Origin of the sequence: Hirschia baltica ATCC 49814 (genome assembly GCF_000023785.1) — a bacterium.
GTDB classification, from domain to species: Bacteria; Pseudomonadota; Alphaproteobacteria; order Caulobacterales; family Hyphomonadaceae; genus Hirschia; species Hirschia baltica.
This window is the reverse complement of the sequence record NC_012982.1, coordinates 2,479,907-2,505,346: the sequence shown is the minus strand read 5'-3', so window position 1 is coordinate 2,505,346 and position 25,440 is coordinate 2,479,907. Positions and strand designations below refer to the sequence as shown.

23 protein-coding genes are annotated in these 25,440 nt (G+C 47.0%); 15 read left to right on the top strand and 8 right to left on the bottom strand.

Annotated elements, in window-relative coordinates; translation table 11 throughout:
* Positions 1–89 precede the first annotated feature (89 nt).
* The 9 genes from rpsA (at position 90) to HBAL_RS11800 (ending at position 8,432) form a co-directional block, all read left to right on the top strand.
* Positions 90–1,784 (top strand): 30S ribosomal protein S1, encoded by a 1,695-nt coding sequence (gene rpsA, locus HBAL_RS11840; protein ID WP_015828180.1) that lies wholly within the window; start codon positions 90–92, stop codon positions 1,782–1,784.
* A 106-nt stretch (positions 1,785–1,890) separates the two neighbouring features.
* Complete coding sequence (gene ihfB / locus HBAL_RS11835; RefSeq protein ID WP_015828179.1) at positions 1,891–2,190, top strand: integration host factor subunit beta; 300 nt, start codon at positions 1,891–1,893, stop codon at positions 2,188–2,190.
* A 153-nt stretch (positions 2,191–2,343) separates the two neighbouring features.
* Positions 2,344–2,748 carry a large-conductance mechanosensitive channel protein MscL gene (gene mscL, locus HBAL_RS11830; RefSeq protein WP_015828178.1) on the top strand — a complete coding sequence of 135 codons (405 nt, stop codon included), beginning with the start codon at positions 2,344–2,346 and terminating at the stop codon, positions 2,746–2,748.
* Between the two features lie 148 nt (positions 2,749–2,896).
* Positions 2,897–3,538 carry a phosphoribosylanthranilate isomerase gene (locus HBAL_RS11825; RefSeq protein WP_015828177.1) on the top strand — a complete coding sequence of 214 codons (642 nt, stop codon included), beginning with the start codon at positions 2,897–2,899 and terminating at the stop codon, positions 3,536–3,538.
* A gap of 128 nt (positions 3,539–3,666) precedes the next feature.
* Positions 3,667–4,881: a tryptophan synthase subunit beta gene (gene trpB, locus HBAL_RS11820; protein WP_015828176.1), complete on the top strand. Its 1,215-nt coding sequence runs from the start codon at positions 3,667–3,669 to the stop codon at positions 4,879–4,881.
* Position 4,882: 1 nt separating this feature from the next.
* Positions 4,883–5,203, top strand: a complete 321-nt coding sequence (cutA, locus tag HBAL_RS11815) for a divalent-cation tolerance protein CutA (protein WP_041301576.1) — start codon at positions 4,883–4,885, stop codon at positions 5,201–5,203.
* 5 nt (positions 5,204–5,208) lie between these two features.
* Positions 5,209–6,033: a tryptophan synthase subunit alpha gene (gene trpA / locus HBAL_RS11810; protein WP_015828174.1), complete on the top strand. Its 825-nt coding sequence runs from the start codon at positions 5,209–5,211 to the stop codon at positions 6,031–6,033.
* A 30-nt stretch (positions 6,034–6,063) separates the two neighbouring features.
* Positions 6,064–7,104 carry an acetyl-CoA carboxylase carboxyltransferase subunit beta gene (locus HBAL_RS11805; RefSeq protein WP_015828173.1) on the top strand — a complete coding sequence of 347 codons (1,041 nt, stop codon included), beginning with the start codon at positions 6,064–6,066 and terminating at the stop codon, positions 7,102–7,104.
* Between the two features lie 8 nt (positions 7,105–7,112).
* Positions 7,113–8,432, top strand: a complete 1,320-nt coding sequence (locus tag HBAL_RS11800; RefSeq protein WP_015828172.1) for a bifunctional folylpolyglutamate synthase/dihydrofolate synthase — start codon at positions 7,113–7,115, stop codon at positions 8,430–8,432.
* 59 nt (positions 8,433–8,491) lie between these two features.
* Here HBAL_RS11800 and trxA read toward each other — a convergent pair whose 3' ends face one another.
* The 6 genes from trxA to tsaE form a co-directional block, all read right to left on the bottom strand.
* On the bottom strand, positions 8,492–8,812 hold the full coding sequence (gene trxA / locus HBAL_RS11795) for a thioredoxin (protein ID WP_015828171.1): 321 nt from the start codon (positions 8,810–8,812) through the stop codon (positions 8,492–8,494).
* A 99-nt stretch (positions 8,813–8,911) separates the two neighbouring features.
* On the bottom strand, positions 8,912–12,508 hold the full coding sequence (addA, locus tag HBAL_RS11790; RefSeq protein WP_015828170.1) for a double-strand break repair helicase AddA: 3,597 nt from the start codon (positions 12,506–12,508) through the stop codon (positions 8,912–8,914).
* Positions 12,505–15,585: a double-strand break repair protein AddB gene (gene addB, locus HBAL_RS11785; protein WP_015828169.1), complete on the bottom strand. Its 3,081-nt coding sequence runs from the start codon at positions 15,583–15,585 to the stop codon at positions 12,505–12,507. Before addB ends, addA begins: the two co-directional genes overlap by 4 nt.
* A 3-nt stretch (positions 15,586–15,588) precedes the next feature.
* Positions 15,589–16,305 carry a nucleotidyltransferase family protein gene (locus HBAL_RS11780; protein WP_015828168.1) on the bottom strand — a complete coding sequence of 239 codons (717 nt, stop codon included), beginning with the start codon at positions 16,303–16,305 and terminating at the stop codon, positions 15,589–15,591.
* Positions 16,305–17,435: an aminoglycoside phosphotransferase family protein gene (locus tag HBAL_RS11775; protein ID WP_015828167.1), complete on the bottom strand. Its 1,131-nt coding sequence runs from the start codon at positions 17,433–17,435 to the stop codon at positions 16,305–16,307. Before HBAL_RS11775 ends, HBAL_RS11780 begins: the two co-directional genes overlap by 1 nt.
* Complete coding sequence (gene tsaE / locus HBAL_RS11770; RefSeq protein WP_015828166.1) at positions 17,395–17,865, bottom strand: tRNA (adenosine(37)-N6)-threonylcarbamoyltransferase complex ATPase subunit type 1 TsaE; 471 nt, start codon at positions 17,863–17,865, stop codon at positions 17,395–17,397. Before tsaE ends, HBAL_RS11775 begins: the two co-directional genes overlap by 41 nt.
* A gap of 264 nt (positions 17,866–18,129) precedes the next feature.
* On the opposite strand from tsaE, the gene HBAL_RS11765 reads away from it, so the two are divergent.
* Entirely contained in the window at positions 18,130–18,450 is a 321-nt protein-coding gene (locus tag HBAL_RS11765; protein WP_015828165.1) for a 2Fe-2S iron-sulfur cluster-binding protein, read from the top strand.
* Positions 18,451–18,515: 65 nt separating this feature from the next.
* On the opposite strand, the gene HBAL_RS11760 is transcribed toward HBAL_RS11765, so the two are convergent.
* On the bottom strand, positions 18,516–20,288 hold the full coding sequence (locus tag HBAL_RS11760) for a tetratricopeptide repeat protein (protein WP_015828164.1): 1,773 nt from the start codon (positions 20,286–20,288) through the stop codon (positions 18,516–18,518).
* 172 nt (positions 20,289–20,460) lie between these two features.
* Here HBAL_RS11760 and flbT point away from each other — a divergent pair, with 172 nt between their 5' ends.
* Both flbT and flaF read left to right on the top strand, forming a co-directional pair.
* Positions 20,461–20,883, top strand: a complete 423-nt coding sequence (flbT, locus tag HBAL_RS11755) for a flagellar biosynthesis repressor FlbT (RefSeq protein ID WP_015828163.1) — start codon at positions 20,461–20,463, stop codon at positions 20,881–20,883.
* Positions 20,849–21,253 carry a flagellar biosynthesis regulator FlaF gene (flaF, locus tag HBAL_RS11750; RefSeq protein WP_015828162.1) on the top strand — a complete coding sequence of 135 codons (405 nt, stop codon included), beginning with the start codon at positions 20,849–20,851 and terminating at the stop codon, positions 21,251–21,253. The genes flbT and flaF overlap by 35 nt, the downstream gene beginning before the upstream one ends.
* 43 nt (positions 21,254–21,296) lie before the next feature.
* Here flaF and HBAL_RS11745 read toward each other — a convergent pair whose 3' ends face one another.
* Positions 21,297–21,986, bottom strand: coding sequence for an HAD family hydrolase (locus HBAL_RS11745; protein WP_015828161.1), 690 nt, complete (start codon positions 21,984–21,986; stop codon positions 21,297–21,299).
* 334 nt (positions 21,987–22,320) lie between these two features.
* Between HBAL_RS11745 and HBAL_RS11740 the strand changes: the two genes are divergently transcribed.
* The 3 genes from HBAL_RS11740 to HBAL_RS11730 all read left to right on the top strand — a co-directional run bounded on the left by HBAL_RS11740 (position 22,321) and on the right by HBAL_RS11730 (position 25,339).
* Positions 22,321–23,154, top strand: a complete 834-nt coding sequence (locus tag HBAL_RS11740; RefSeq protein ID WP_015828160.1) for a flagellin — start codon at positions 22,321–22,323, stop codon at positions 23,152–23,154.
* A 422-nt stretch (positions 23,155–23,576) separates the two neighbouring features.
* Positions 23,577–24,401 carry a flagellin gene (locus HBAL_RS11735; protein WP_015828159.1) on the top strand — a complete coding sequence of 275 codons (825 nt, stop codon included), beginning with the start codon at positions 23,577–23,579 and terminating at the stop codon, positions 24,399–24,401.
* A 113-nt stretch (positions 24,402–24,514) separates the two neighbouring features.
* Positions 24,515–25,339 (top strand): flagellin, encoded by an 825-nt coding sequence (locus HBAL_RS11730; RefSeq protein ID WP_015828158.1) that lies wholly within the window; start codon positions 24,515–24,517, stop codon positions 25,337–25,339.
* Positions 25,340–25,440: the final 101 nt, after the last annotated feature.

Below are 25,440 nucleotides of genomic sequence, written 5' to 3'. Positions count from 1 at the left end.
TGTGGAGAAAATAAATATAAGCTACGTGGTGTAGCGAGACCGCTGGGACAACCAGCTGGCCTGTAACGACGATAAAATTTGGAGTGTTGATGTCTGACCTAGACTCGATGAATCCGAGCACCGACGACTTTGCCGCGATGTTCGAAGACAGTTTTTCCGGTAACTCAATGATTGAAGGCCGGGTTATCCCAGCCACAGTTACTGCAGTTGATAACGACTTTGTGGTTGTTGATGTCGGTTTGAAAACTGAAGGTCGTATTCCGACTAGAGAATTTTCCCAAGACAAGCGTCCTGAAGTTGGCGCATTGGTTGAAGTTTTCCTTGAGCGCATCGAAAACGCGCTCGGAGACGCAGTTCTTTCCCGCGACAAAGCGCGCCGTGAAGAAGCATGGAACCGTCTTGAAGGGCAGTACGCTGCTAAAGAAACTATCAAGGGTGCAATTGTTGGCCGTGTTAAAGGTGGATTCACTGTTGACCTTGGCGGCGTAAACGCATTCCTTCCTGGTTCACAAGTTGACATTCGTCCAATCCGTGACGTTGGTCCTCTTATGGGTCAAGAACAACCATTCGCCATTCTTAAAATGGACCGTCCACGTGGAAACATTGTTGTTTCACGTCGTGCCGTTCTTGAAGAGTCTCGCGCAGAACAACGCGCTGAGATCGTTGGCAACATGGGTGAAGGCGAACAGCGTCGCGGTGTTGTTAAGAACATCACTGATTATGGTGCATTCGTTGACCTTGGCGGAATTGATGGTCTTCTACACGTCACAGACATGTCTTGGAAACGCGTATCGCACCCAAGCCAAGTTGTAGAAGTTGGTCAAGAAGTTGAAGTTCAGATCATCAAGATCAATCCAGACACGCAACGTATCTCTCTAGGTATGAAGCAATTAATGTCAGACCCATGGGATGGCGTTGCAGCGAAATACCCACTCGGTGCGAAACTATCTGGTCGCGTCACAAACATCACTGATTATGGTGCGTTTGTTGAGCTAGAAGATGGTGTTGAAGGTCTTATCCACGTTTCTGAAATGAGCTGGACTAAGAAAAACCTACACCCAGGCAAAATCATCTCTTCTTCTCAAGAAGTGGAAGTTATGGTTCTTGATGTTGATAGCGACAAGCGTCGTATCTCACTTGGCCTTAAACAAACTCAGAACAACCCATGGGAAGCATTCATTGCTGAAAATCCAACAGGTTCTGATGTTGAAGGTGAAGTTCGCGGAATCACAGAATTCGGTATGTTTATCGGTCTTGGTCCTGAGCTTGATGGTATGGTTCACATTAACGACATCGACTGGAACCGTTCTGGCGAAGAAGCCATTCAAGACTTCAACAAAGGCGACACTGTTAAAGCGCGTGTTCTTGATGTTGATGTTGAGAAAGAACGTATTTCTCTTGGTATCAAACAGCTTACTGGTGACCCAATTGAAACTTCTGATGTTCGCAAGAACAAAACAGTTACTGTAACTGTGACTGAAGTTGCTTCTGGTGGTATCGAAGTTTCCTTCGGTGATGAAGGTCAGGAAATGACTGCATTCATCCGTAAATCTGATCTATCTCGTGACCGTGCAGAGCAACGTCCAGAGCGTTTCTCAGTAGGTGACAAGATCGATGCTCTTATTACACAGTTCGACAAAGCGTCTCGCCGCGTTGGATTGTCTGTGAAAGCGCTAGAGATTCGCGAAGAGAAAGAAGCAGTAGAGCAATATGGTTCAGCCGAATCAGGTGCTTCTCTTGGTGATATTCTAAGTGCGGCTCTTAAGACTGACGACGAAAACTAAGAAATCGCCCCTTAAAAGGCTGTCGGAGATGCATTTCCGATAAAAAAATAGCGATAAGGCCCGAGAAGTACTTGCTTTTCGGGCCTTTTTCATTTCAAGTTGTCATATGCTACGTTCAGAACTCATATTGCGTCTGTCAGAAGAACGCCCAGAAATTCGCCCACGAGAAGTTGAGCGGATCGTGGACGTCATTCTTGACGAGATCGCAGCGGCTCTAGAAGCAGGCGACCGCGTTGAACTTCGTGGTTTCGGTGCTTTTTCCGTTCGTCAGCGAGAAGCGCGAACAGGTCGTAATCCGCGGACAGGTGAATCAGTGCCTGTTGAACAGAAATTTGTCCCGTTCTTTAAGGCTGGGAAAGAGCTTCGTGCGCGTTTAAATAATGGCGAAGATCCCGAAGATAGGTAGTCCTTATCAATAATATAGGTTGAGCTTAGATTAGGTTGTTAAACCTAGTACTGCACTGTGTTATTGCGACGAAAGTCGAAATGTGTACGTTAGAATCTTTCAAATGATTCGCGTAATCGGACACGAATCGATCTTTAAAAAGGGGCTGAACTTATGGGAATGATTACTGAATTCAAAGAATTTGCGATGAAGGGCAACCTCGTCGATATGGCTGTTGGTTTCATCATGGGAGGCGCGTTCGCAACTGTGGTGAAGTCTTTTGTGGATGACATCATAATGCCGCCAATCGGTTTGCTTTTGGGCGGTGTAGATTTCGCCAATTTAGCATACGTTTTGAAGCCAGCTGATGCTGAAGCAGGAACAGAAGCAGTCGCAATTAGCTATGGATTGTTCATTAATAACGCGATTTCATTTCTCATTGTTGCGTTGGCTGTATTCTTCGTGATTAAGGGCATGAACAACCTGAAGAAAAAAGAGGAAGAAGCGCCTGCAGAGCCTGCAGCTCCTCCTGCTCAGGAAGTACTTCTTGCTGAAATCAGAGACTTGCTTAAGAAATAATTATCGTTTATACAGCAACGCATGTAGAGTTTAAAGTATATTACGGAAGGGCGGCCTTTATGGTCGCCTTTCTTGTTTTAGCTCTAAGTATTTCTTTGTATACTGACCAAAATGTACAATAAAGAATTTGCTTTAGGTGTTTAAGCTTATGAAAAATGTGAAGATTTGTGGCCTTCAAGATATGGCCATGATTGACGTCGCAATTAATGCTGGTGCCGAGCATCTTGGTTTTGTACATTTTCAGAAAAGCCCGCGTCACCTTGAATTGCAGGCAATTGAAAATCTCACAAATTATGTCGGTGATAAATGCATGACTTGGGTTGTGCTAGCAAAACCCAGTATTGAGGTTCTGCGCGATATCTCTCAGCATGTGCCGAGTGTAGGCGGTTTGCAGATTCACGGCGACATTACAGATGAGATGATGCATTTGGTTAAGGCGATACGTCCAGATATGAATTTCATGCGCGCTTATTCTGTCGCAGATCAATCTGATTTTCCAAGTGATCAGGAAATGCGCAAATATGATTTTGTTCTGTTTGATGCCAAGCCCAGTCCAGAAGACAAGCTACCAGGTGGAAACGGAACGCGGTTCAATTGGCAGATCATGCAAGATTTTGATGTGCCGGTGCCGTGGTTTCTTGCTGGTGGTCTGAATGCGGGTAATGTGAAAGACGCTATCTTTCAATCTGGTGCGCATATGGTTGATGTCTCTTCGGGCGTTGAAATTAGTCCTGGTCAGAAAGATGCAAATCTTATTCGGAGCTTTATTTCTGCGGTTATTACAACATAAGCCTAGTTTTTCTTGAACGATATGCGAAGAAAAACAATCTTTTGCAAAAATCACGCGTATAAAGCGTGGTACTTTTCAGGTGTTCACGCTATCTGAATGCTTCAGTTGATTTAGAAGGATGTTTCGTCATGGACACGCGCAATACTTGGAATAAATGGCCTGACGAAAGCGGACGTTTTGGAGAGTTTGGTGGACGCTATGTTGCCGAGACTTTAATGCCGCTTATCCTCGATCTTGAAAAAGAATACGAAGCTGCAAAAGCAGACCCGGAATTTGAAAAGCTATATCGAGGCTTGATGCAGGATTATGTGGGGCGTCCATCGGCAATGTATTTTGCTGAACGCTTAACAGAGCATTTTGATGGTGCGAAAATATATTTCAAGCGGGATGAACTAAACCATACAGGATCACACAAGGTGAATAACTGTCTGGGGCAAGTACTATTGGCTTTGCGCATGGGCAAGACCCGCATTATTGCTGAAACTGGAGCAGGGCAGCACGGCGTGGCAACAGCTACTATCTGTGCACGCTTTGGACTTCCATGTACTGTGTTTATGGGGGCGACTGATGTAGAGCGCCAAAAACCAAATGTGTTCCGCATGAAGCTATTGGGCGCTGAAATTGTACCCGTATCATCAGGAACAGGCACGCTGAAAGACGCGATGAATGAAGCATTGCGCGATTGGGTGACGAATGTGCATGATACATTTTATTGTATCGGGACAGCCGCTGGTCCACACCCATACCCAGCTATGGTGCGTGATTTCCAATCTGTCATTGGCCGTGAAGCTAAAGCACAGATTATGGAACGCGAAGGTCGGCTTCCAGATGTTGTTATGGCGTGTATTGGCGGCGGATCTAACGCGATAGGATTATTCCATCCATTCTTAGAAGATGAAAACGTAAGAATGATCGGTGTGGAAGCATCAGGCCATGGTATCGAGACAGGCGAGCACGCGGCAGCCCTCAACGGCGGAGAGCCGGGTATCCTGCATGGAAATCGCACATATCTGCTTCAAGATGGTGATGGGCAGATTATAGATGCGCATTCTATCTCTGCAGGGTTGGACTATCCGGGTATCGGACCTGAGCATTCCTTCCTGAAGGATACAGGCCGCGCTGAATATCTGACATGCACTGACAAAGAGGCTCTGGATGCTTTTCAGCTATGTACAAAACTAGAAGGTATCATTCCCGCGCTTGAACCCGCACACGCAATTGCGCGCGTTGGTGATGTTGCTAGGGAGTTGGGTAAAGATGGCCTCATCATAATGAACTTATGTGGGCGTGGTGATAAAGATGTATTCTCTGTCGCGGGTCATCTTGGAATTGATATTGATTAGTATGACGAGCATCATTCTCATTCGTATCAATTGCCCTGATGATAAATGTGCGGCAGCAATTGGTGAAACACTTGTCCTAAAAAAGTTGGCGGCTTGCATCAACATTGATGGGCCTGTTGAAGCTATATATATGTGGGAAGATGAGCTGGAACGCGAAGAGGAGTGGGTTCTCTGGGTTAAAGCTCCGCACGAAAACTATAGCAAAATTGAAGCTGAGGTGATTGATCTTCACCCGCACGAAATTCCCGCAATACTTGCATTGCCTTGCATTGAATCAAATGCACGTTATGCAGATTGGTTAAACACAAACGCAAAGTCATAGAATTTATGCCTATTTCCCGTATATCTGCTGCTTTTGAAAAAGCTAAAACACAAAACCGCGCAGCGTTTGTGACCTATATGATGTGTGGTGATCCAGATCTGGAAACATCTTTTGAGGCAGCTCAAGCGCTCGCTGAGAATGGTGCGGATATTATTGAACTGGGCGCACCTTTTACTGACCCAATGGCAGATGGTCCGGCTATTCAAAAAGCGGCTCAACGCTCCCTAAAAGCAGGAACGAAGTTGGCGGATGTTTTGTCTGTCGCAAAACGTTTCCGCGAAACAAATCAAGATACTCCGCTAATTATCATGGGATATGCAAACCCTATCCATAAAATGGGTTATAAGGCATTTGCAGAGGCAGCCGCAGATTCAGGTGTAGATGGTGTTATCACTGTTGATTTACCACCTGAAGAAGATGCGGAATTGCGCGGATACCTTGCAGACTTGGAACTCGCCGTTATTCGTCTAGCAACACCGACGACGACGCAAGCGCGTATGGAAACGGTTGCCAATGGATCATCGGGTTTTGTTTATTATGTGTCTGTTGCTGGGATTACTGGCGCAGGAACAGGTGCGCAAACAGATATTAAAGCGGGTGTAGACCGCGCAAAAAATGCATCTGGCTTACCAGTTGCTGTAGGTTTTGGAGTCAAAACAGCCGAGCAGGCAGCTGAATTTTCTCGGCTAGCTGATGGTGTTGTTGTTGGTTCTGCTATTGTTGAAGAAGTTCGTATGGCTGTTGAAGCAGGTATGCCGTCTGATGCACCAAGGCGTATGGGGACGCTGGTAAAGGTGCTTTCGGATGCAATTGCTGAAAGTCGATCATAAGATGAACATTAGAATACAGGGAATGACCAGATGAGCTGGCTAACAAATCTGCCACCGGGCCTGAAGAACGTGTTTGGAAAAAAAGACACGCCGGAAAACCTATGGATTAAATGTCCTAAATCTGGAGATCTTGTTTACAAGGACGATCTGGAAGCCTCTCTCTTCGTTACGCCTGCTGGCGCGCATTTACGTGTTGGGCCAGATTTGCGTTTTAAAAGCATGTTTGATGGTAGTGAGTATGAAGAGCTCGAACTGCCAGAAGTGGTCAAAGACCCTTTAAAATTTAAAGACGACCGTAAATATGTGGATCGATTGAAATCTTCCCGCGCTAAAACTGGTCGCGAAGACTGTATGGCTGCAGCGATTGGTAAAATCGGGAAACAGAATGCGGTTGTGTTGGTGCAAGATTTTGCTTTCATGGGCGGATCGCTTGGAATGGCGGCGGGTGAAGCTTTCATTACTGCTGCAGAAAAAGCGCTTGAAACAAAATCAGCATTGATTATTTGCACGGCTTCTGGTGGTGCACGTATGCAAGAGGGAGCGTTGTCTCTCATGCAAATGCCTAGAACGACAGTCGCGATCACAGAATTAAAAGACGCAAGCTTGCCATACATTGTCGTGCTCACGGACCCGACCACGGGCGGTGTGGCTGCTTCTTATGCCATGATCGGAGACATTCACATTGGTGAACCTGAGGCAATGGTTGCTTTTGCGGGTGCACGTGTGATCGAGCAAACGATACGTGAAAAATTACCCGAAGGTTTTCAGCGGGCTGAGTTCCTACGTGAGCGCGGTATGGTGGATATGGTTGTAGACCGCCGCGATCTACCTGCAAAACTTGGTCAGATATTGTCTATGCTCATGGGTGGTAAGCCACTTCCGGAGGTTGAACCTATAGCTGTTGCTGATGTGGAAGAACTAGAAGCTGCTGAAGCAGAAGCTGCTCCTGACGAAGTTGTTGAAGTAGAAGCGCCGGCAGTTGACGAAATCGTCGAAGAGAAGCCTGCTGCTACGAAAGCGAAACCTCGCAGTAAGGCAAAATCAAAAGCTGCACCTAAGACTGACGAGTAATCTTGAGTGTGACTGAGGATAATGCCTTAAATGCTGCATTAGCGGCATTTAAGGATCCAAGAGGCCGGGTCGATATTCGGTTTGGGCTAGACCGTATAAAACAGGCCTTAGCCTCTCTGGGGGACCCTCAGAATAAACTGCCGCCTACAATTCATATAGCAGGAACCAACGGTAAAGGGTCTGTCGCAGCGTTTTTGCGCTCTATGGCAGAGGCTTCTGATCTTGGCGTGCATGTCTTCACATCGCCGCATTTAATTCGTGTGAATGAACGTATCCGCGTGGCGGGTAGGCTGGTCACAGATGATGAATTAATTGCGGCATTGGAACGTGTTGAAGATACGGGATGCGATCTGACATATTTTGAAGCGCTGACCGCTGCTGCATTCCTATTGTTTAGCCAAATTCAAGCTGATCTTTGCATTATCGAAACAGGGGCAGGTGGTGAGCTTGATTCAACGAACGTTATGGCGCGTCCTTCGGCGTGTATTATAACAAGCATTGGTCGAGATCACGAGCGCATGTTCGGTGTATCAGATATACCCTCAATTGCGCGCACCAAAGCTGGCATTATGCGCTCAGACGTACCCGTTATCATATCTCAGCAAACCGAGAATGACGCCACACAGGCTTTGCTTGAAGCTGCAAAAGACAAAGGTGCCAATGTCATTTTAGCAGAACGTGACTGGAAAGACAGTCTTGAAGATCAAAGCTTTGTTTTTGAAGATGATTCCGGCACTGTCAGAGCACCTTGGCTTGGGTTGGCTGGTCCGCATCAACGGATGAATGCTGGGGCAGCATGCGCGGCACTTAATGTGCTTGGTTTGCCTCATGTTACAAAGGCTACAATGTCTGTTGGTTTGCGCGAAGCCAGCTGGCCTGCAAGGATGCAAACGTTAAAAAGCGGTCCTCTGCAAAAGGTGATTGGCGGGCGGGTTGTTGTAGATGGTGCGCACAATCCAGCAGCAGCTAAAGTTTTGGCGCAGGCTATAAAATCACAATTGGAATTTGATGAAGCAAAACCAATTATTTTGATGGCAATGCAAGGCAATAAAGATGCAGAAAAGATAATTGCTGAATTAGCGCCCTATGTGTCTCAATTTGTGATGACATCTTTACCAACAGATACTGGGCAAGAAGGTAGTTTGGGGGCTGATCCAAATAAACTTGTTAAGATTGCGCAGAGTTTTAAAGTCAGTGCTCAAGCCATTCCATCGCTAGAAAGCGCTATTGCGAAATTGGGTGATATTAAAGCTGATACCGTTTATATTTGCGGGTCGCTTTATTTGGCGGGCGTGGTTCTGGCTTTGAATGAAGAACCAATTGTTTGATATAAAAAAAGCCTCGCAAACAAAGGTTTGAGAGGCTTTTTGTAGATAATTTCGAATATTTATGCTGATTCAGCAACCCATTCTTCGATGCGGCTTTTCGACATTGCACCAAGGTGCGTTGCAGCCACTTTACCATCTTTAAAAATCATCAAAGTTGGCATGCCGCGAACACCAAAGCGACCTGAAGTCATTGGGTTTTCATCCACATTGACTTTCACAATCTTGATCTCGCCTTCTTTTTCTTTGGCAAGCGCTTCAAGGTGAGGGCTGACTTGCTTACAAGGTCCACACCATTCTGCCCAGAAATCCACAATAATTGTGCCTTCTGATTGGATTACGTCTTCGTCAAATTTGTCGTCTGTCGTGTCAATCACGGTCATCGTTTTGTCTCCGTTAGAAACCTATTATCTTCCAGATAGTGCATATTCTGAAAATTTACACCCAAGCTTTTCTTTAAACGGTGTTAAACTTCTCTCATGTCAGTGAAACAGGGCGTTTAAAGAAGTGTCCATCCTGTCTGCATCTAATTCCATCAATTTAGGACCATCTGTCCAGACAATTGCACATCTGATTTGTTTATTTGGGTAAGCTGATTCGAGCACAGCGCGATATGCTGCCATTTGCGCAGTGTAAGTTGGTCCCATATCTTCCTCCCGTGCTGGTGCAGGGCGGTCGGTTTTAAAGTCTACAATTAGCACAGATTCATCGGTGACAACCAAGCGGTCTACGCGACCATTAATGAGCATGCCTTTAGGAAGTTTTTTATCATTACCGCCAACGATGGGAACTTCGGCTTTGCTGTTTGTTCCAAAGATGGGATCAAACTTTGGATCATCCAAAACGTCGATCGCGCGTTCAAACATTTCTATGCGGTCTTCAGCTTTGATGGACGGATCTCGACCAAGGAAATGCATGGCTTGCTTTTCCCAATCTGCTTTGGGGATATCTGGTAAGGTTTGCAATAGGGTGTGTATGAGCCGTCCGCGCTTTAGACGTTCTTCTTGCGATTTTACAAAAGGTGGCAAAACAGCAGGCTCTTCTCCCAAAAGGGACGATGGAGCTGCATAGCGGCTGCCGCCACTTTCGTGTGGCACGGTTTTGCCAATCCAATCAGGGATGTAATCTAATTCATCATTTTCGATAATTGCGTGATTATCTGTATATTGAGATGCGCCAAACTGGTAGGCAATGGGATTATCTTCACCCTCTATTGGTTCGACATTGGGGTCATCAATGATTTGCGCTAGCCCTTTGTCAGCCAAACGTTGCATGGCTTTGTGGCAAATAGCAAACCAAGATGTTTCCGAATGGCCCGTCTTGCTTTTAACGCCACCAGACCATGGCCCGCAAATAAGCAAACGGTCTTTTGCGCGTGTTAAGGCCACATATAGGAGACGGCGATGTTCACGTGTGGCACGTGCATCAGCCAGAAGGCGTAGTTTAGCTGCTAGCGTTGTGTCTTGCTTGGCTGATCCTGACCAAATGGGCATGCCTTCTGGGGGGGAAGTATGATCGTCACGCTCTTTTTCGGGTGTTATCAATAGATTATTATCAACACCGGATTTCGTCGCTGCACATGTGTCGGGGACAATCACGATAGGTGCTTCTAGTCCCTTGGAGCCGTGAACCGTCATCACGCGCACTTCATCTTGTGGGCCTGATAATTCCCGTTTTACTTCGCCGCCAGATTTTTCAATCGTAGCGAGGAAAAGTTGAAGCGATGAGGGGCCTTTGGCATCAAAGCCTGCGGCGCGGTCCATGAGAGCTGTCATTGGTTCTTTTGCCGGAGGGCCAAGGCGAGATTGTATCTTTTGCCAGCCGTCCATTCCGTCATGGCCTTGTGTTTCTAAAACAGCCGTTAGAAATTCATATGGTTGAATGTGGCGACGTTCTAGACACCCTTGAAGGAATTCCCGAACGGGCAGAACGCTAGGCATTTCACTTTTCAACACACGCGACCAAAGGCTTTCGTCTCCGCGATTATGAGCGAGCGGATAGAGGTTGTCATTTTCGTTCAGGCCGCCAAATGGTCCGGTCAGAATTTCAGCCAGTGTTAGATCGTCTTCAGGGCAGAGTGCAAAGCGGATCAGGTTGAGCAAATCTTGAACCGGAAGCGAATCAAGCAATTCAATTCTGTCAGCGCCAGCAACGGGTATGTTGTTGGTTTTTAGCGCTTTTATGATCGAGTCAAATAAACCGCCTTTGCGTCCGCGAACCAGAATGAGCACATCGCCAGGGCGCGCGGGGCGCATTTTTCCTTCATCAAAAATTGCTTGCTTTGTATCGATGATATTTTTCACCCATTTGGCAATGCGATCGGCCAATTCTGCCTTTGGGTTTGTTTCTAAGTCTTGCCCTAGAGGTGCATCCCAGGGTGTTGATTCATCATTTACTTTGGGCCGTAAGAGGGGCCAAAGTTCGACGCTGCCGATATGTCCTCTCCGAAATGGGAGATGGCGCATGATATTGCCATCTTCAGGCGGTTTTAGCGAAAATGCGGCTTCACCGTCAAAAGCGCCTGTATCAAAAACCTCATCGACAAATGCTAGAACTTCCGGTGCGGAGCGGAAAGACATAAGAATGTCGGGTGTTTTATTCTCCTGTTTTGCTCTTGCACTATCTTCGATGAATTCTTGACGTTTTGACAAGAATTTTTCTGGGTCTGCCCCTTGGAAGGAGTAGATAGATTGTTTCTCATCTCCCACCACAAACATTGTGCGCGGGTTTTCGTGTTCAACGCCTTCACCAGAGAAAAACTCTGCTGTGAGCGCATTGAGCAATTTCCATTGCTCTGGGCTAGTATCTTGCGCTTCATCCAGCAGGATGTGTGATAACCCGCCTTCAAGCTTCCACAACACCCATTGCGCCATAGAACGGGTTGTGAGCAGACCGGCGGCGCTTTCAATCAGATCATCAAAATCCATTGCTGCGCGGCGGCGTTTTTGGCGCGCATAATCAGAGAACACGATGTTTGATATCCGTAGGAGGGCGGCGGAGCGCTCATAGGCTGCGCGGGCGTTTATTTGCTCTAATAAATTGCGGACACGATAGACTTCTTCGCCTTCTGGAATGGATTTTATCTGGAACAGTTCTTCTATTTCAGGTGAAGATTTTGCGATTTTTACGGTGTACGGGTTGGTTTTCCTGAATACTTCTGAAGATGTCAGGAACAAGTTTTTATAGTGAGAAAATGCCTCCTGCGGTGTATTGGCGAGCAAAGTCTGTTCAAGGATTTCAGCGCTTGCTTGATCTGTCTTTGCACCATCATACAACACTGAAATAAAGGGTCTGATTTTCTCTTTGGGAAAGGCTGGCCCCATTGCGTATTCAATAAGTTGATCAACGCTGTCATCGCCCGCGTTTAAAGCGTTTTTTAGGCTTGAAAGCGCGCTATTTAATCCGCCACTTTTATGAATGAACTTAGTGATAGCTGCTTGCTTGAAGGAAAGAGAACGCAGCGGGCCAGCAAGGCCATTGCCGCCAGCCGCGAGCGCAGCTGTTTTAAGCGCTGCTTTTAATTCATCGCTTTTGCTTGGGTCTTCAAAGGCGGCTTCTTCCGCCAGTTTTGCCATAGCGATTTCCCAAAGGCGGGAGGCGTCATTATCGTCGAGTTCTTTAAAGCCGGGGGCGACATTTGCTTCTAGGGGAAAGCGTCTGAGGAGGCGTCCACAAAAAGCGTGAATGGTTTCGATGCGCAATCCGCCGGGTGTTTCTAGCGCGAGCGCGAAGAGTTCACGCGCCTTGCCGAGTTCTTCTTGTGTGTATTCACGGATATCGCGTGCCTGAAGCTCGGCAAGCTCTTTGGCAAGCGCTTTGTCATCGGCAACACACCAGCCACCAAGACGTTTAAATAATCGCCCTTGCATTTCGGAAGCAGCGGCTTTTGTGTAGGTCACACACATAATCGCGTCAGGCTGAACACCATTGAGTAGCAGACGGGCCACACGGTCGATCAGGACTTTGGTTTTCCCAGATCCCGCATTGGCAGATACCCAAGCTGAATGCGTTGGGGTGGCGGCATCGAACTGGCCTTTAATTGTGTGTTCGTAATCTGGCCAAGAAGTTGTCTGGCTCATGCGCCATCTCCTGCGTCAGAGGACCATTCATCGCGTCGGGCGAGGCGGTCATAATCAGATACATCCCATGAAAACTCAGCACGCGGTTTGGAATAATAAGCTTGGCTGATCGTGGCGTAAGATTGCACGAGTTTGATAAAACCTTCACGCGCTTTTTGTGCTTCTGCCATTGGGCCTTCATCAAGTTTTACGGGTTTTCCATTGTCGGCCTTTGTTGAGGCTGCACCGGGCGCAAGGGAGACATAAATAAGCTGGGATGTGTCTGCGGTAGGCAGTTTTGGAAATCCACCACCGGCTGCGATCGCTGCTTCAAGTGGCAATTGCGGTTCTAGACCTGATTGCAATTGTTTTTTTGTTTTGGGCGTACCGGTCTTAAAATCTATGATCGCAAATGTGTTGTCTTTGAGCAGGTCAATCCGGTCGGCCTTGGCTGTGAGACGGTATTTGCGGCCAGATATTTCAAATGTGAGCTCGCCTTCGATTTCTAAATGCTTCTCGCGAATGTTTGTTTCTCTCTCATTGCGCCAAGCAATATAAGCATCGGCAGCACGCGACCATAGCGGACGGTTCAGCTCTATCGCTGTGTCTGTTTCTCCAGCTTTTTTGAGCTCTTTTGTGACGAGATCGATAACTTGACCACCTTCAAGCTCATATCTCTCAACGGCTGCGTGAATGGCTGTTCCGCGTTCGGCAGGGCCGGACTCAGCACCAACAGCTGGCATTGGATTAAGCTTTAAAACGTCTGATGCATAAACGGCGTATGGGTCACGTATGAGGCGGGCAACGCGGGAGACCGAAAATTTGGTTGGACGCGCATCAACTGGTGGCCTTGGGGTGGGCGCTTGGATTGGGGTGTAGTCGCGCGCTTTACGCATGGAGCGTGCCCAGATGAGTGGATTGTTTTTTGGCTCTGGTTCAAGTGCTTTTTGCACAGCTTCAGGAGAGCCAAGCCCCCCAGCGGCAAGTGTGTTGAGGCGCCATAACCAGCGCGATGCGACGGATGGTTTATCATCAACACGTTTGGAGCGCACGAGTTTCACATCGGGTGCGCAGGCTAATTGGGCAAAATCATGGGCTGACAGGCCGAGGCGTTCTTCTGGATCTGGCAAGCCTAAATCTTTGCGCAAGCGCTTTGGCAAAAAGCTATCTGCGGCTGCGGCGGCAGGCCAAGAGTTTTCATTTAGGCTGGCGAGAATTATCACATCGCGCATTTGTTGGCGCGCTTCTAGTGGTCCCCATATGGCGAGGCGTGGATGTTCGCCGCCTTTGGGCGGAATTGCCGATTCAGAGGCAATAGCTTCGGCAAATTCTGTCCATAAATCAGGTGGAACTGGACCTAATTCAGCAGCAATTTCTGCTAATGTTTCCAGATATCTAGCCGTTTGTGCGCCTTCAACACCGCGCCATAATCGCGTTGAACCTGCTTCATTCTCTGTGCTGACCAAACGTTCGGCAAGACGTGCGCAGGCGCGGGCAAAGACATTGCCATCAATGTCTTGCGCCATTGTGGAAGGTCTGATCTCGCACTGTCGTGCTGCTGTGGCTAAATCTCTAATTAATTGTGCAGATTGTGCGCGTTTTTGCATGCCCAAACGGTCTGCGAGTGCGTCTAGTGTGTCGTATCTGCGCGGTCCACGTACAGTTCCGTCTTCACGAAATTCGTTTTTGTGGGATTCAAGTTCGACCAGAGCAGAATGGTAGTTGTCTTCATCCCATCCCACGCGCACGAGTGGATGTTTAAGCAAAGAAAGCAATTGCACCGGATCACCTTCATCGCGCAGCCATTGGAACATGAGCGCAAACAAAGAGCCGTGATGGGTTTGCATGAATGGCGTACCGGAGGAGGGCGGAATATCCACGCCCCAGCGTGTCATTAAAGCTGAAACGCGTCGTACTAATGATCCATCAGGCGAAACGAGGGCAGCCGTCTTGCCCGGTGTTTCCAGGGCTTCGCGCAAGAGAAGGGCACAGGCGAGCGCTTCTTCGGCTTCATCTTCAGCTTCAATCAGGCTGAGACCTTTGAGGCCGGAATTGACCAGATGCTCAGGTGTGTTTTCACCCGCGAGAAATTCAAGGCGTTTGGTCCAACTTTTTGTGGTGGACGCTGGCGCAAGCGCTTCATTGATCAGTTTGCGGCGGGCTGTATTGTCTGGTGTTTCAATTGCGCCGGGCCATTTGAGCACGCTGGATTTATCCACGCCCAATTTACCCAAGGCGCGTCGCAAAGTGTATTGCGGGTGGCTAGGGCTGGATGCGATTGCTTTCCAAGCATCTTCGGAAATATCTGGATCAAGACCGGGGAGGATTATAGCGCCTTGGGGCAGGTTCATGGCCGCCTGCATTAGGAGGCGAGTGGCTGGCGTGGCTCCTGTTGATCCGGCAATGATGATGGGATGTTGGGGCGGTCTGGCTGCCCAGTTATTGGCGAGTGTGCGTGCGGCTGCGACGCGGCGGGCCATGGGGTCGGTTGCGCCTTGTTCTTCAAGGTGGGCGGGCCATGCTTGTGAGATGATTTCTAGGAAATCGGCAGATTGCTTCCAGTGGGCGGCAAGATCTGAATCTTCAACCAATCCTTGCAGTTTGCTCCAGTCTGTTCCTTCGCCCATGGCGGATTGATCTAGCAGGCTGCCAAGTTGATCGGCGGCAGCGATGGCTGAGCGGGGTGGAAGAGGAGCACCATAAGCTTTTGTGCTCCAAAATTGTACGAGTTTGGCTAAGGTGCCGCGCCGTTGTCCTGAAGAGAGCGCTGGTCCTAGCTCTAGCTCTGAAACACCGATAGGGGCGATGGTGTGGTCATCTTCTAAATCCCCCAATACGCGAATTTCTGGAGCGAGAAGCGCTTTGTGTCCAAACCCCATGGCGATTTTGTGAAAAGCCTCGGCGATCGCGCGAGAGGAGCGTTTATTGGGACAGAAAATGACTGTTTGGGTTAATGCGGCTGGATTGTCTTTTAGGCCCAAATTCTCACTGAGCGTGTTGGCTAAAGCATTCAGAAAGCTTGTCGCTGGCGGTATTGTGAAAATACGCGGATTGGGTTGGTTGAAAATATCTTTTGCGTCAATCGGAGCTGAAATCATGCGCTAGCTATTTCCTTGCTGGATGAGGACGTTTGCGTCTTTTACGGCTTCTGGATCTCCCACATGCATCCAGAAGGGTGCCATGACATGGCCAAATAGGCGATTGGCTTTTGCGCTTTCATTCCAATAGATATTGGCGGAGAATTTCTCGGCTTTGAGGTGGGTAATGGTTTTGGGGTTAAAGGCATACATGCCGGCAAACACATAAGGAGCTGATGGATTGTCGCCGCGCCGGATCAGCGTGTTGTCGTCATTGAGGTCAAAATCACCTTTGCCGTGATAGCCGAGTGAATATTCGCGACGGGCAAGCAATAAGAGGCTGTCCATTTTGGCGGGGTCGAAATTTGTGATCAATGAACCAATGGTTTTTGCATCATCATTAAGCCAGAATGCATCTGTATTACAGATTAACACAGGATCATCCCCAAGCAGGGGAAGAGCTTTGACAACACCGCCGCCAGTTTCGAGCAATTCATCGCGTTCATCTGAGAACGATATTTCTATGTCTGTGCGGGTGTTGAGATGGGTTTCAACCATATCGGCAAGATAGTGTATATTGATGATTGCGCGCTCAATGCCAGCGGCGACAAGATTATCAAGTGTGCGATCAATCAGCGTGCGGCCAGCAACTTCGATAAGAGGTTTGGGGCAATTATCGGTGAGTGGGCGCATACGTGTTCCCATGCCGGCTGCCATTAGCATCGCAGTTTTGATCGTCATCAAGCAAGCTCCAATATATGAGGGGCAATTGATTTGAATACATCTCTCATTTCAGCCAAGGCTGGGTGTTGCAGGTTTTGAGCGAGTAGCTTCAACTGGCGTGGCTGGAAATTACTGTATTTGGGTTTGCTATCGCGCTTCACCAGACGCGCAAATATACCAGCCACACGTAGAGCATTGAGGGCACCTAGCACGGCGAGGCGTTTGTCAAACTCTTCACGCTCTCCGCCTGTTTCCTCAAGATAGGATAGAATGGCAGCCTCTGCGGCAGTTTGCGTGACGTTTCTGCGAGCATCTTGAAGCAGCATTGCGAAATCCCATTCCCCCCAGCCAAGAACAGCATCTTGAAAGTCTAGCAGACCAACTTGTTTTGCGCCTGTTCTTTCTGGAAGCCAGATTAAGTTTTCTGCGTGATAATCTCTCATGATAAGGGCGCGCGGAAAGGAGAGGGCTTGGTCGATTAAGTTTTGTTTTGCAGTTTCCCAGTTGGAACGGTCTGTATCAGTGACGTGTGTTTGCGGATCATAGGCGGGCATCCAATCCACAAACAAATCTGCATTGACGGATAAAGCTAAACGATCAAATTCGAGGATGGGCCAGCTGATATCACCGGCAGGCAAGGTAGGCGGCACAGGGATTTGGTGCACAATTGCCAAAGCTTTGGCAGCGGCGGCATAGAGACGCGGTTCATTCTCGCCTTTTTCAATGACGCGCGCAAAGATGGCATCGCCAAAATCTTCCAGCAATGCAAAGCCATGTTCTAAATCATAAGCAAGGATTTTGGGAGCTGACAGGCCAATAGCATTTAGGTGTGTTGCTATAGCGACAAAAGCTTCAACCCGAGAGGCTGCGAGGCGAGATTGTGCATTCCAGCCCATTTGATTGCGGATGGTTTCATCTGCATCGACTGGACAAGGCGCGCCTTCTGCGAGGATTGGTGCATCCATAAACATAACATGCTCACTGCCCAAATTACGGCTGAGGCGTTCATAGCGGCGCGTCGATGCATCTGCGGCGAGAGGGGTGCGCTGAGCATCTCCCCAATTATTGGCATTTAGAAACGCGACGCGCAGGGCTTCTCGGGAGGTGTCAGGAGAGTTTTGCAAGGCGTGTGTTCCATTCTTCGCCATGGCCAATGAGCGAAATTGAGCGGCCAGTGTTTGTGAAGTCTATTTGTATATCAAGGCGGTAGCTAGGCAATTGATCACCCATTCTGATTGGCCATTCGATAATAGCTAGGCCATCTATTGTGTCTTCAAAACCCAGTTCGTCGAGTTCGCTTTCATCTTCAATGCGGTACATATCATAATGCCAAATAGGAAAATTTGGACTTTCATATGTTTGCACGAGGGTAAAGGTTGGGCTGGTGACATCCACGTTTGGGTTGTCCAATAATGTTTGTATCAGGGCGCGTGAGAAAGTTGTTTTTCCTGCACCTAAATCTCCGTTGAGGGCGATGACATCCCCCGCTTTTAATAGCGGGGCGATACGCTTTGCGAGTGCGAATGTCTCGGCTTCATCGGCGATTGAAAATACAATTTTTGGTGCGTGAATTGTCATGGTTTTAAATAGCTTTGCGAAGCAGAATGGCAATCATAGTTAACCTTGATGACAAAACTAGGCGAGGGATACAAGTCTTGCATTGTGCTTCTCATGCGGAGTTGATGTATTTTTGTTCAAGCGATCAGGCTTGCATAAAGTTTTCTTGCTCTATACATCTTGCGCTCAGGGTAAACTGACACCAAACACTAGGTTGAGAATACCAAAATATTGATGTTCATGAAACAAGCTGCATGAGCATTTAAGATGAAAGAATGTGCACTAATGGCTAAAATTACTTATATCGAGCATGATGGAACAGAGCATTCAGTTGATGCGAAAAACGGCTCATCTGTGATGGAAGCAGCTATTCGTGAAAATGTACCCGGAATTGATGCTGATTGTGGTGGTGCGTGTGCATGTGCCACTTGCCATGTGTATGTTGATGCTAGCTTTATGGATAAAGTTGGCGCGCCAAACGATATGGAGCAATCCATGCTTGATTTTGCCGAAGGTGTTGAGAGCAATTCACGGCTTTCATGTCAGATCACCGTTAAAGATGATCTGGATGGATTGATTGTTCGTATGCCAGAGTCTCAAACCTAAAACAGGTTTTGATTAAGTCTGCCATTTGCATAATGCCAGATGTTTAAGTTTTGAAAGAGCAGCCTTTAAGCTGCTTTTTCTTTGCCTAATTTTTCTGTTTCTGCTCTTAAATCACCGGCCAATGCTTGAATAGCAGGTGTCCAATTTTTTAATTCCTGCGGGGAATAAGTGCGGGTATTCGGATACCAAGGCATTTGCCCTGTTCCCAATTGCGTCCAAGCTGTTCTAGGCCATAATAGCCAGAAGGGTGTACCTGACGCTGCGGCTAGGTTTGTCGTTGCATTCATTGGGCCGACGATAAGATCGAGTGCTTGGCTTAATGCTGAGATGTCATCTAGATCTTTTTTCAGATCTATACCGGGCAGGGTGTGAATTTGGATTCCAAATTTCTCTTTTGCGCGCATCAGATCAGCTTCTGCATCACCATATTGTAAGTTGATCCATGTGATGCCGGGGGTTTCGAGCACAGGTTTCCAAGCATCAAAGCCAGCAAAGTTGCGGCCACGCTTAATATCCATAATGCCTGATTTCCAAAGGATACCAGCTTTGCGGCCTGCGGGAAGTTTTTCTAATTCAGCTTTCCAAAATGCAACGCGGTCTGCATCTGGCTTTAAAAAACCGTCAGAAGGTTGGGTGAAGTTTGATAAGTCATTTCTCAAATGCTTTAGCGGCGCTCCCAATGCGGCCCAAACATCATAATTTTCAATGTCTTTTTGCTCTATGACGGCGCGTTTCTTTATGCCGGCAATCACACCGGTTTTATGCGAAAAAACCTCGATGTGAGGAAATGATCTTTTGAAAAGTTCAACAAGGCGAGGCTCAACCGCAACACCGATTTTGCCGTCAGGACCAACCAGTTTTGTTACGTCATTGAGCATGGATGCAAATAGAATTTCATCTCCCAGACCTTGTTCACCGATGAGAAGGAGTTTCTTTCCGGTTATGTCTTCGTTTTGCCAAAGGGGAAGGGGAACTAGAAAATCAACATAATCTGGAGCGTGTTTGTTGAGTCGAATTTCATATTCTTTCCAGCCTTCCTCTATGCGACCACATGCAAGCAATGCGTTGGAGCGTGCATTGAGACTGGCAATTTGATCAAATGAGCCTTCAGTATGATATTGGAGTGCTTGATCGAAATGTTCAACGGCCTGAGCAGGGTCTCCATCGGTTAAATGGGTGAAACCCAGATTGTGATGACCGCGTGCTGATTCTGGATTTAGACGAATAGCTTCTTGGTGGAATTGGATGGCTTCTTGTGTTTGAAGCTGATAAATTGCTGTCGATCCAATTGCTGTCCACAGTTCGGATTGCTCAGGGTGTTGGTAGAGCGCTGCTCGCAGAAGTTCGATTGAATCATCCAATTGGCCTTTATCGCGCAAAACATTTCCTAAATTGTTTTTGGCTTGCCAGTCATCGGGTGCAATTTGTCCTTCTAGGCGGAAGAATTTTTCGGCTGCGTCAAGCTTTTCCATTCTCCAGACGAGCAGGCCGATATTGCGATAGATTTCTGCATTGCCTGTGTCTGCTTGTAGAGCACGATTATAGAATTTAAGCGCTAATTCGTAATGATCTTGTCGATCTAGTGCGATTGCCGCGATATGGCTGGCCAGAGAGTTGTTCTCGTCTATATCTAGCGCAGCGAGGGCTTCTGTTTGCGCCTCTGTGTATTTGTTTTCCTTTAGGAATTGGGCTGCCTTGCGGCAATGTCTTCTAAGTTTTTTTATCTTAGGGGAGGACGCATTGATACTAAGCTTGCTCGCATCACTGATAACTTGCGACGTTAAAATATTGCCAACTGCGCCTTCAGCCTGACCTATCCGGTGTGCGATTTCATTCATGCTAGCATGCCTTTTGTGTCTACTTGCTGCGTCTACTTATAAAGTGTTTGCATGATTTATTTTAACAAACTGGAAACTTGAGTTTTCGTAATTGCTCAATCAGTCGTTAATAAACGCGCATTACAGTGGGCCCCATAAGGCGAGAAACGCCAGAAATTCGAGGTCAGAGGCCATGCCACTAAAACTATCGTTGAAACCGCAAGAGAAGTTCGTCGTAAATGGCGCAGTGCTTCAAAACGGTGATCGTCGTTGTGTCATGCTCTTACAAAATAAGGCTTCGGTCCTGCGTGAAAAAGACATTATGCAGCCTGACGATGTTACGACACCAGCTAAGCACATCTATTTCCCTGTGATGATGATGTATTTAGATGGTGGAACACCAAGGGGGCAGCAATATGAAGAATTTGTCTTGCGCATCACCGAGTTTATGAACGCAATTTCAAATGCGGACATACTCAAGGAATGTGTTTCACTTTCACGCGATGTGATGGGTGGCGATTATTACAAGGCGCTAGGGCGCTGTCGTAAATTGATCGCGTACGAAGAGGAAATTTTGGGTAATGTCAATCCAAGCCTACCAGAAGACGGCCAATAGAACCGCAGACCCGCGTGATGTTGAATTTCGGCTTTTTGCTGAAGTGACACGTGATTTAATGGAAGCTACAAAAGCGGAGAAACATGAAATCTCCAAAGTTGTGAAGTCGCTTGATAAGAATCGTCAAGTGTGGAACGCGATGGCGATGGACTGCGCGCAACCTGGCAATGCGTTGCCGGATGATTTGCGTGCGGGGATTATCTCACTTTCGCTTTTTGTGAATAGACACACTTCCGAAGCGTCGCGCAATCGTAGCGAAATTGAAACTCTGATTGATATTAATCGCAATATCATGCAAGGGCTAGCGACCGCCAAAGGGCAGGGTACGCCTGACGATGGGTCTAGCGATGGGTCTACTGCGGCAGCTTAATACAAGTTTGTTTCATATATAATTTAGAAGAGCACGTATTGAATTATACCTTGGTCTTCTCTGGAGAAGCTTTTTTTAGCTTCTCAGCTAATTGCGCATGCGATGAAACAATATCATGCGCGCCTGCGGATTGTAATTGATCTGTCAATTCTGGCCAGACATGCCCTCCGCCAAGAAACCCCCAAACGGTCATGCCAGCAGCACATCCGGCTTTGACACCGTTTATACTATCTTCGATCACGAGACATTTTTGAGGATTGGCGGCCAGTTTTTCTGCAGCGAATAAGAAAACATCAGGATGAGGTTTTCCGCGTTCGACTTGATCGGCCGAATAGACATGGGGATAGACAAGATGGGCTAAACCCACTTGGGTAAGATTTGTCTTTAAATGCTCAATTTTAGATGATGATGCGACTGCTTTTTTACCGGTCCATGCTGTCAGGCTTTTTTCTGCATCAGCGATGCTTGTTAGGTGGGTTTTGAAATGAGCATCCCTTGCGGCCCACATGTCATCAAACAGGGTGGGAGGGATTGAGCGTGCGTGCTGGGCTTCATAATCGCGTGCCATTTGTGCCCGCATCGCTATTCCATCCATACCTATGAATGCACGGGCGAAATCCATTCGGTCATAATGAAAATTATTGGCGGCTAAAAAGTCGACTTCAAGATCCAGTGCCAGCATTTCCGTGTCTATAAGAACGCCATCACAATCAAATAGCACGGCATCAAACATGGTATGGAATTCCTTAAATAGCGAACGGTCTTAATAATATTTGATATCTCATTTTAGGTCCTCAGTGCCAGACTGGGGCGTGTTTTTCAATGCAGGAATAGGCATGATTTTCACCTTGCTAGGTCGATATTTCCTATTTGTTTTAGAAGGGCGGAATTCTTTACCGGGATAGGTTCTGAAATAGGATGTTTGTGTGCATAAAATCCAATAAATTCAAATTGTTATAAATTTGCATAAAATTTGATGTATTGGCCCGATACTTGCTTCGATTAGCACGAACAAAATGTTCGGTGGCTATATGCCGCCTCCTTACAGAATGAAAGGGATTTCTCCGATGGCTTCATTGTCGGTAAACACAAACAGCGGAGCGATGATCGCTCTACAACAACTTAACAAGACGAATATGTCACTTGCAGAGACTCAGTCACGGATTAACACCGGTTTGAAAGTTGCCGGCGCTAAGGACAATGGTGCAATTTTTGCCATTGCCCAAGGTATGCGCGCGGAAGTTTCTGGTCTTGGTGTTGCCCAACAGAGTTTGGATCGCGTTCAGTCAACGACTGACGTGGCACTTTCTGCCGGTGAAGCAATTTCGGATTTGTTGATTGATATGAAAGAGAAGGCGCTTTCTGCGACAGATGCAACTCTGACGACAGAACAGCGTGCAGCTTATAACGAGGACTTTGTCGCCCTTAGGGATCAGATTGGGAAAATTGTAGGGAATGCCGAATTTAATGGTGCAAACCTTATTAATGGATCTGTTACTGAAGTTGGGGCAATCGCCAATCAGGATGGTACATCTACATTGACGGTTTCCGGCGAAGACCTTTCATTAAGTGGGACAATTGTGACAGTTACTTCGTCTCAATCGTTCAACACAGTCACTTTGGCAACTGCCGCAGTGGGTGCTGTGTCTTCTTCTCTACAGAATTTGAACGCTGCTTTGGCACGTTTGGGGACTGCAGCAAAGTCTGTCGAAATACACAATATTTTCGTCGGCAAGCTGGAAGATCAATTGACGACCGGAATTGGTAATTTGGTTGATGCCGATTTGGCAAAAGAGAGTGCAGCTCTTCAATCGTTGCAAACAAAGCAACAATTGGGTGTGCAGGCATTGTCGATTGCGAACCAAGCACCAGCTATTATTAATTCGCTCTTCCAAGGTTAGAAGGCGTTCGGTTCTGGGCGAAGCTATAGTTTCGCCCGAACCGCCTCCCTTTTTGGATCTTGATCCAAAATAGAGGTATCGTTTCCGTTTGTTTCGTGTGCGCAAAACGCGCGTCTGATGACGAATCCGCCATGTTGAACCAATGAAATGGTTCGGGGCGGTTTTTTTTGTGCCCGCGACAGACCTAGCAGGTTTTGCCGACGGGAAAGTATTGCCTAGTAAATACTCGGCAAATTTTATGCTAAATTCTTGTAAACCATAAATTTCACTAGTCTCATTAACGAATATTGACGCGTTTGTTGGCAACGCGCTGTTTTTTATTAACTAATTGAACTGGCATCTTCTTTGCGTAGATCATGTTGGAAGCAAAAAGCTTCTGAAAGCAAAATGCTTTATACATATCCAAGTAAGGAGCCGTCAAAATGACGAGTGTAAACACAAACTATGGTGCAATGGTTGCCCTTCAGCAACTTAACAAAACAAACAGCGAACTTGAAACAACTCAATCTCGTATTAACACGGGTTTGAAAGTGTCTAGCGCCAAAGATAATGGTGCGATCTTCGCTATTGCTCAAGGCATGCGCGCAGATGTTGCTTCATATGGTGTTGTTCAACAATCTTTGGACCGCGTAGGTTCAACTGTTGATACAGCTGTTGCTGCGGGTGAAGCTGTTTCTGATCTCTTGGTTGAGATGAAAGAAAAAGCACTTGGTGCAAAAGACGACACACTTACAACTGAGCAACGTAATGCGTATGATGAAGACTTTAAAGCGCTTCGTGACCAAATCACAACAATCGTAGACAACGCAGAATTTAACGGTGCAAACTTGTTGAAATCTGGTGCGTCTGACATTGTTGCTTTGGCAAACACAGACGGTACAAGCACAATTACTGTTGCTGCGGAAGATCTCTCTCTAGCTGGTACAACAATTACACTAACAGCTGGTTCAGACATCAACACAGTGACAAAAGCGGGTGCTGCGATTACTGCGCTTGAAACATCAATTGACAATGTAAACGCGGCTCTTGCACGTTTGGGTACTGGTTCTAAAGCTTTGGAAACACACTCAACATTCGTCACAAAATTGTCTGATGCTATGGAAGCTGGTATTGGTAATCTGGTTGACGCTGACCTTGCGAAAGAATCTGCGAAACTACAATCCTTGCAAACAAAGCAACAGCTTGGTGTGCAGGCTCTATCTATTGCGAACCAATCTTCTGGATTGGCGCTATCTTTCTTCAGATAAATTTAAACGCATTCACGCCCTGATTATAAATATGATCAGGGCGCGTCTATTTAGGAAGCAAAACGCTTCTGAGAGCAAAATGCTCTTTTATTCCGTAAAGAGGAAACGTCAAAATGACGAGTGTAAACACAAACTATGGCGCAATGGTTGCGCTTCAGCAGCTAAACAAAACAAACAGCGAACTTGAAACAACTCAATCTCGTATTAACACGGGTTTGAAAGTGTCTAGCGCCAAAGACAATGGTGCGATCTTCGCTATTGCCCAAGGCATGCGCGCAGATGTTGCTTCTTATGACGTTGTTCAACAATCTTTGGACCGCGTAGGTTCAACTGTTGATACAGCTGTTGCAGCGGGTGAAGCTGTTTCTGATCTCTTGGTTGAGATGAAAGAAAAAGCACTTGGTGCAAAAGACGACACACTGACAACTGAGCAACGTGATGCCTATAATGAAGACTTTAAAGCGCTTCGTGATCAAATCACAACAATCGTAGACAACGCAGAATTTAACGGTGCAAACTTGTTGAAATCTGGTGCGACTGACATTGTTGCTTTGGCAAACACAGATGGTACAAGCACAATTACGATTAGTGCAGAAAACCTAGCTTTATCTGGTGGTGCAGTGACTCTTTCTGCAGCTGCAGAAATAGACACGGTGACAAAAGCTGGAACACAAATTGCTGCGCTTGAAACATCTATTGACAATGTGAACGCTGCTTTGGCGCGTTTGGGTACTGGTTCTAAAGCACTAGAAACACACTCAAATTTCGTGACTAAATTATCTGATGCTATGGAAGCTGGTATTGGTAATCTGGTTGACGCTGACCTTGCAAAAGAATCTGCGAAACTACAATCGCTACAAACTAAGCAACAGCTTGGTGTGCAGGCTCTATCTATTGCGAACCAATCTTCTGGATTGGCGCTATCTTTCTTTAGATAAGAATAAGCAGAAAATTGCGCTCTGGCTGATATTGGTTGGGGCGCAGTTTTGGCAATTAATTGATATTTATATGTATTTTCTGTCTTAGAAGTGAGACATCA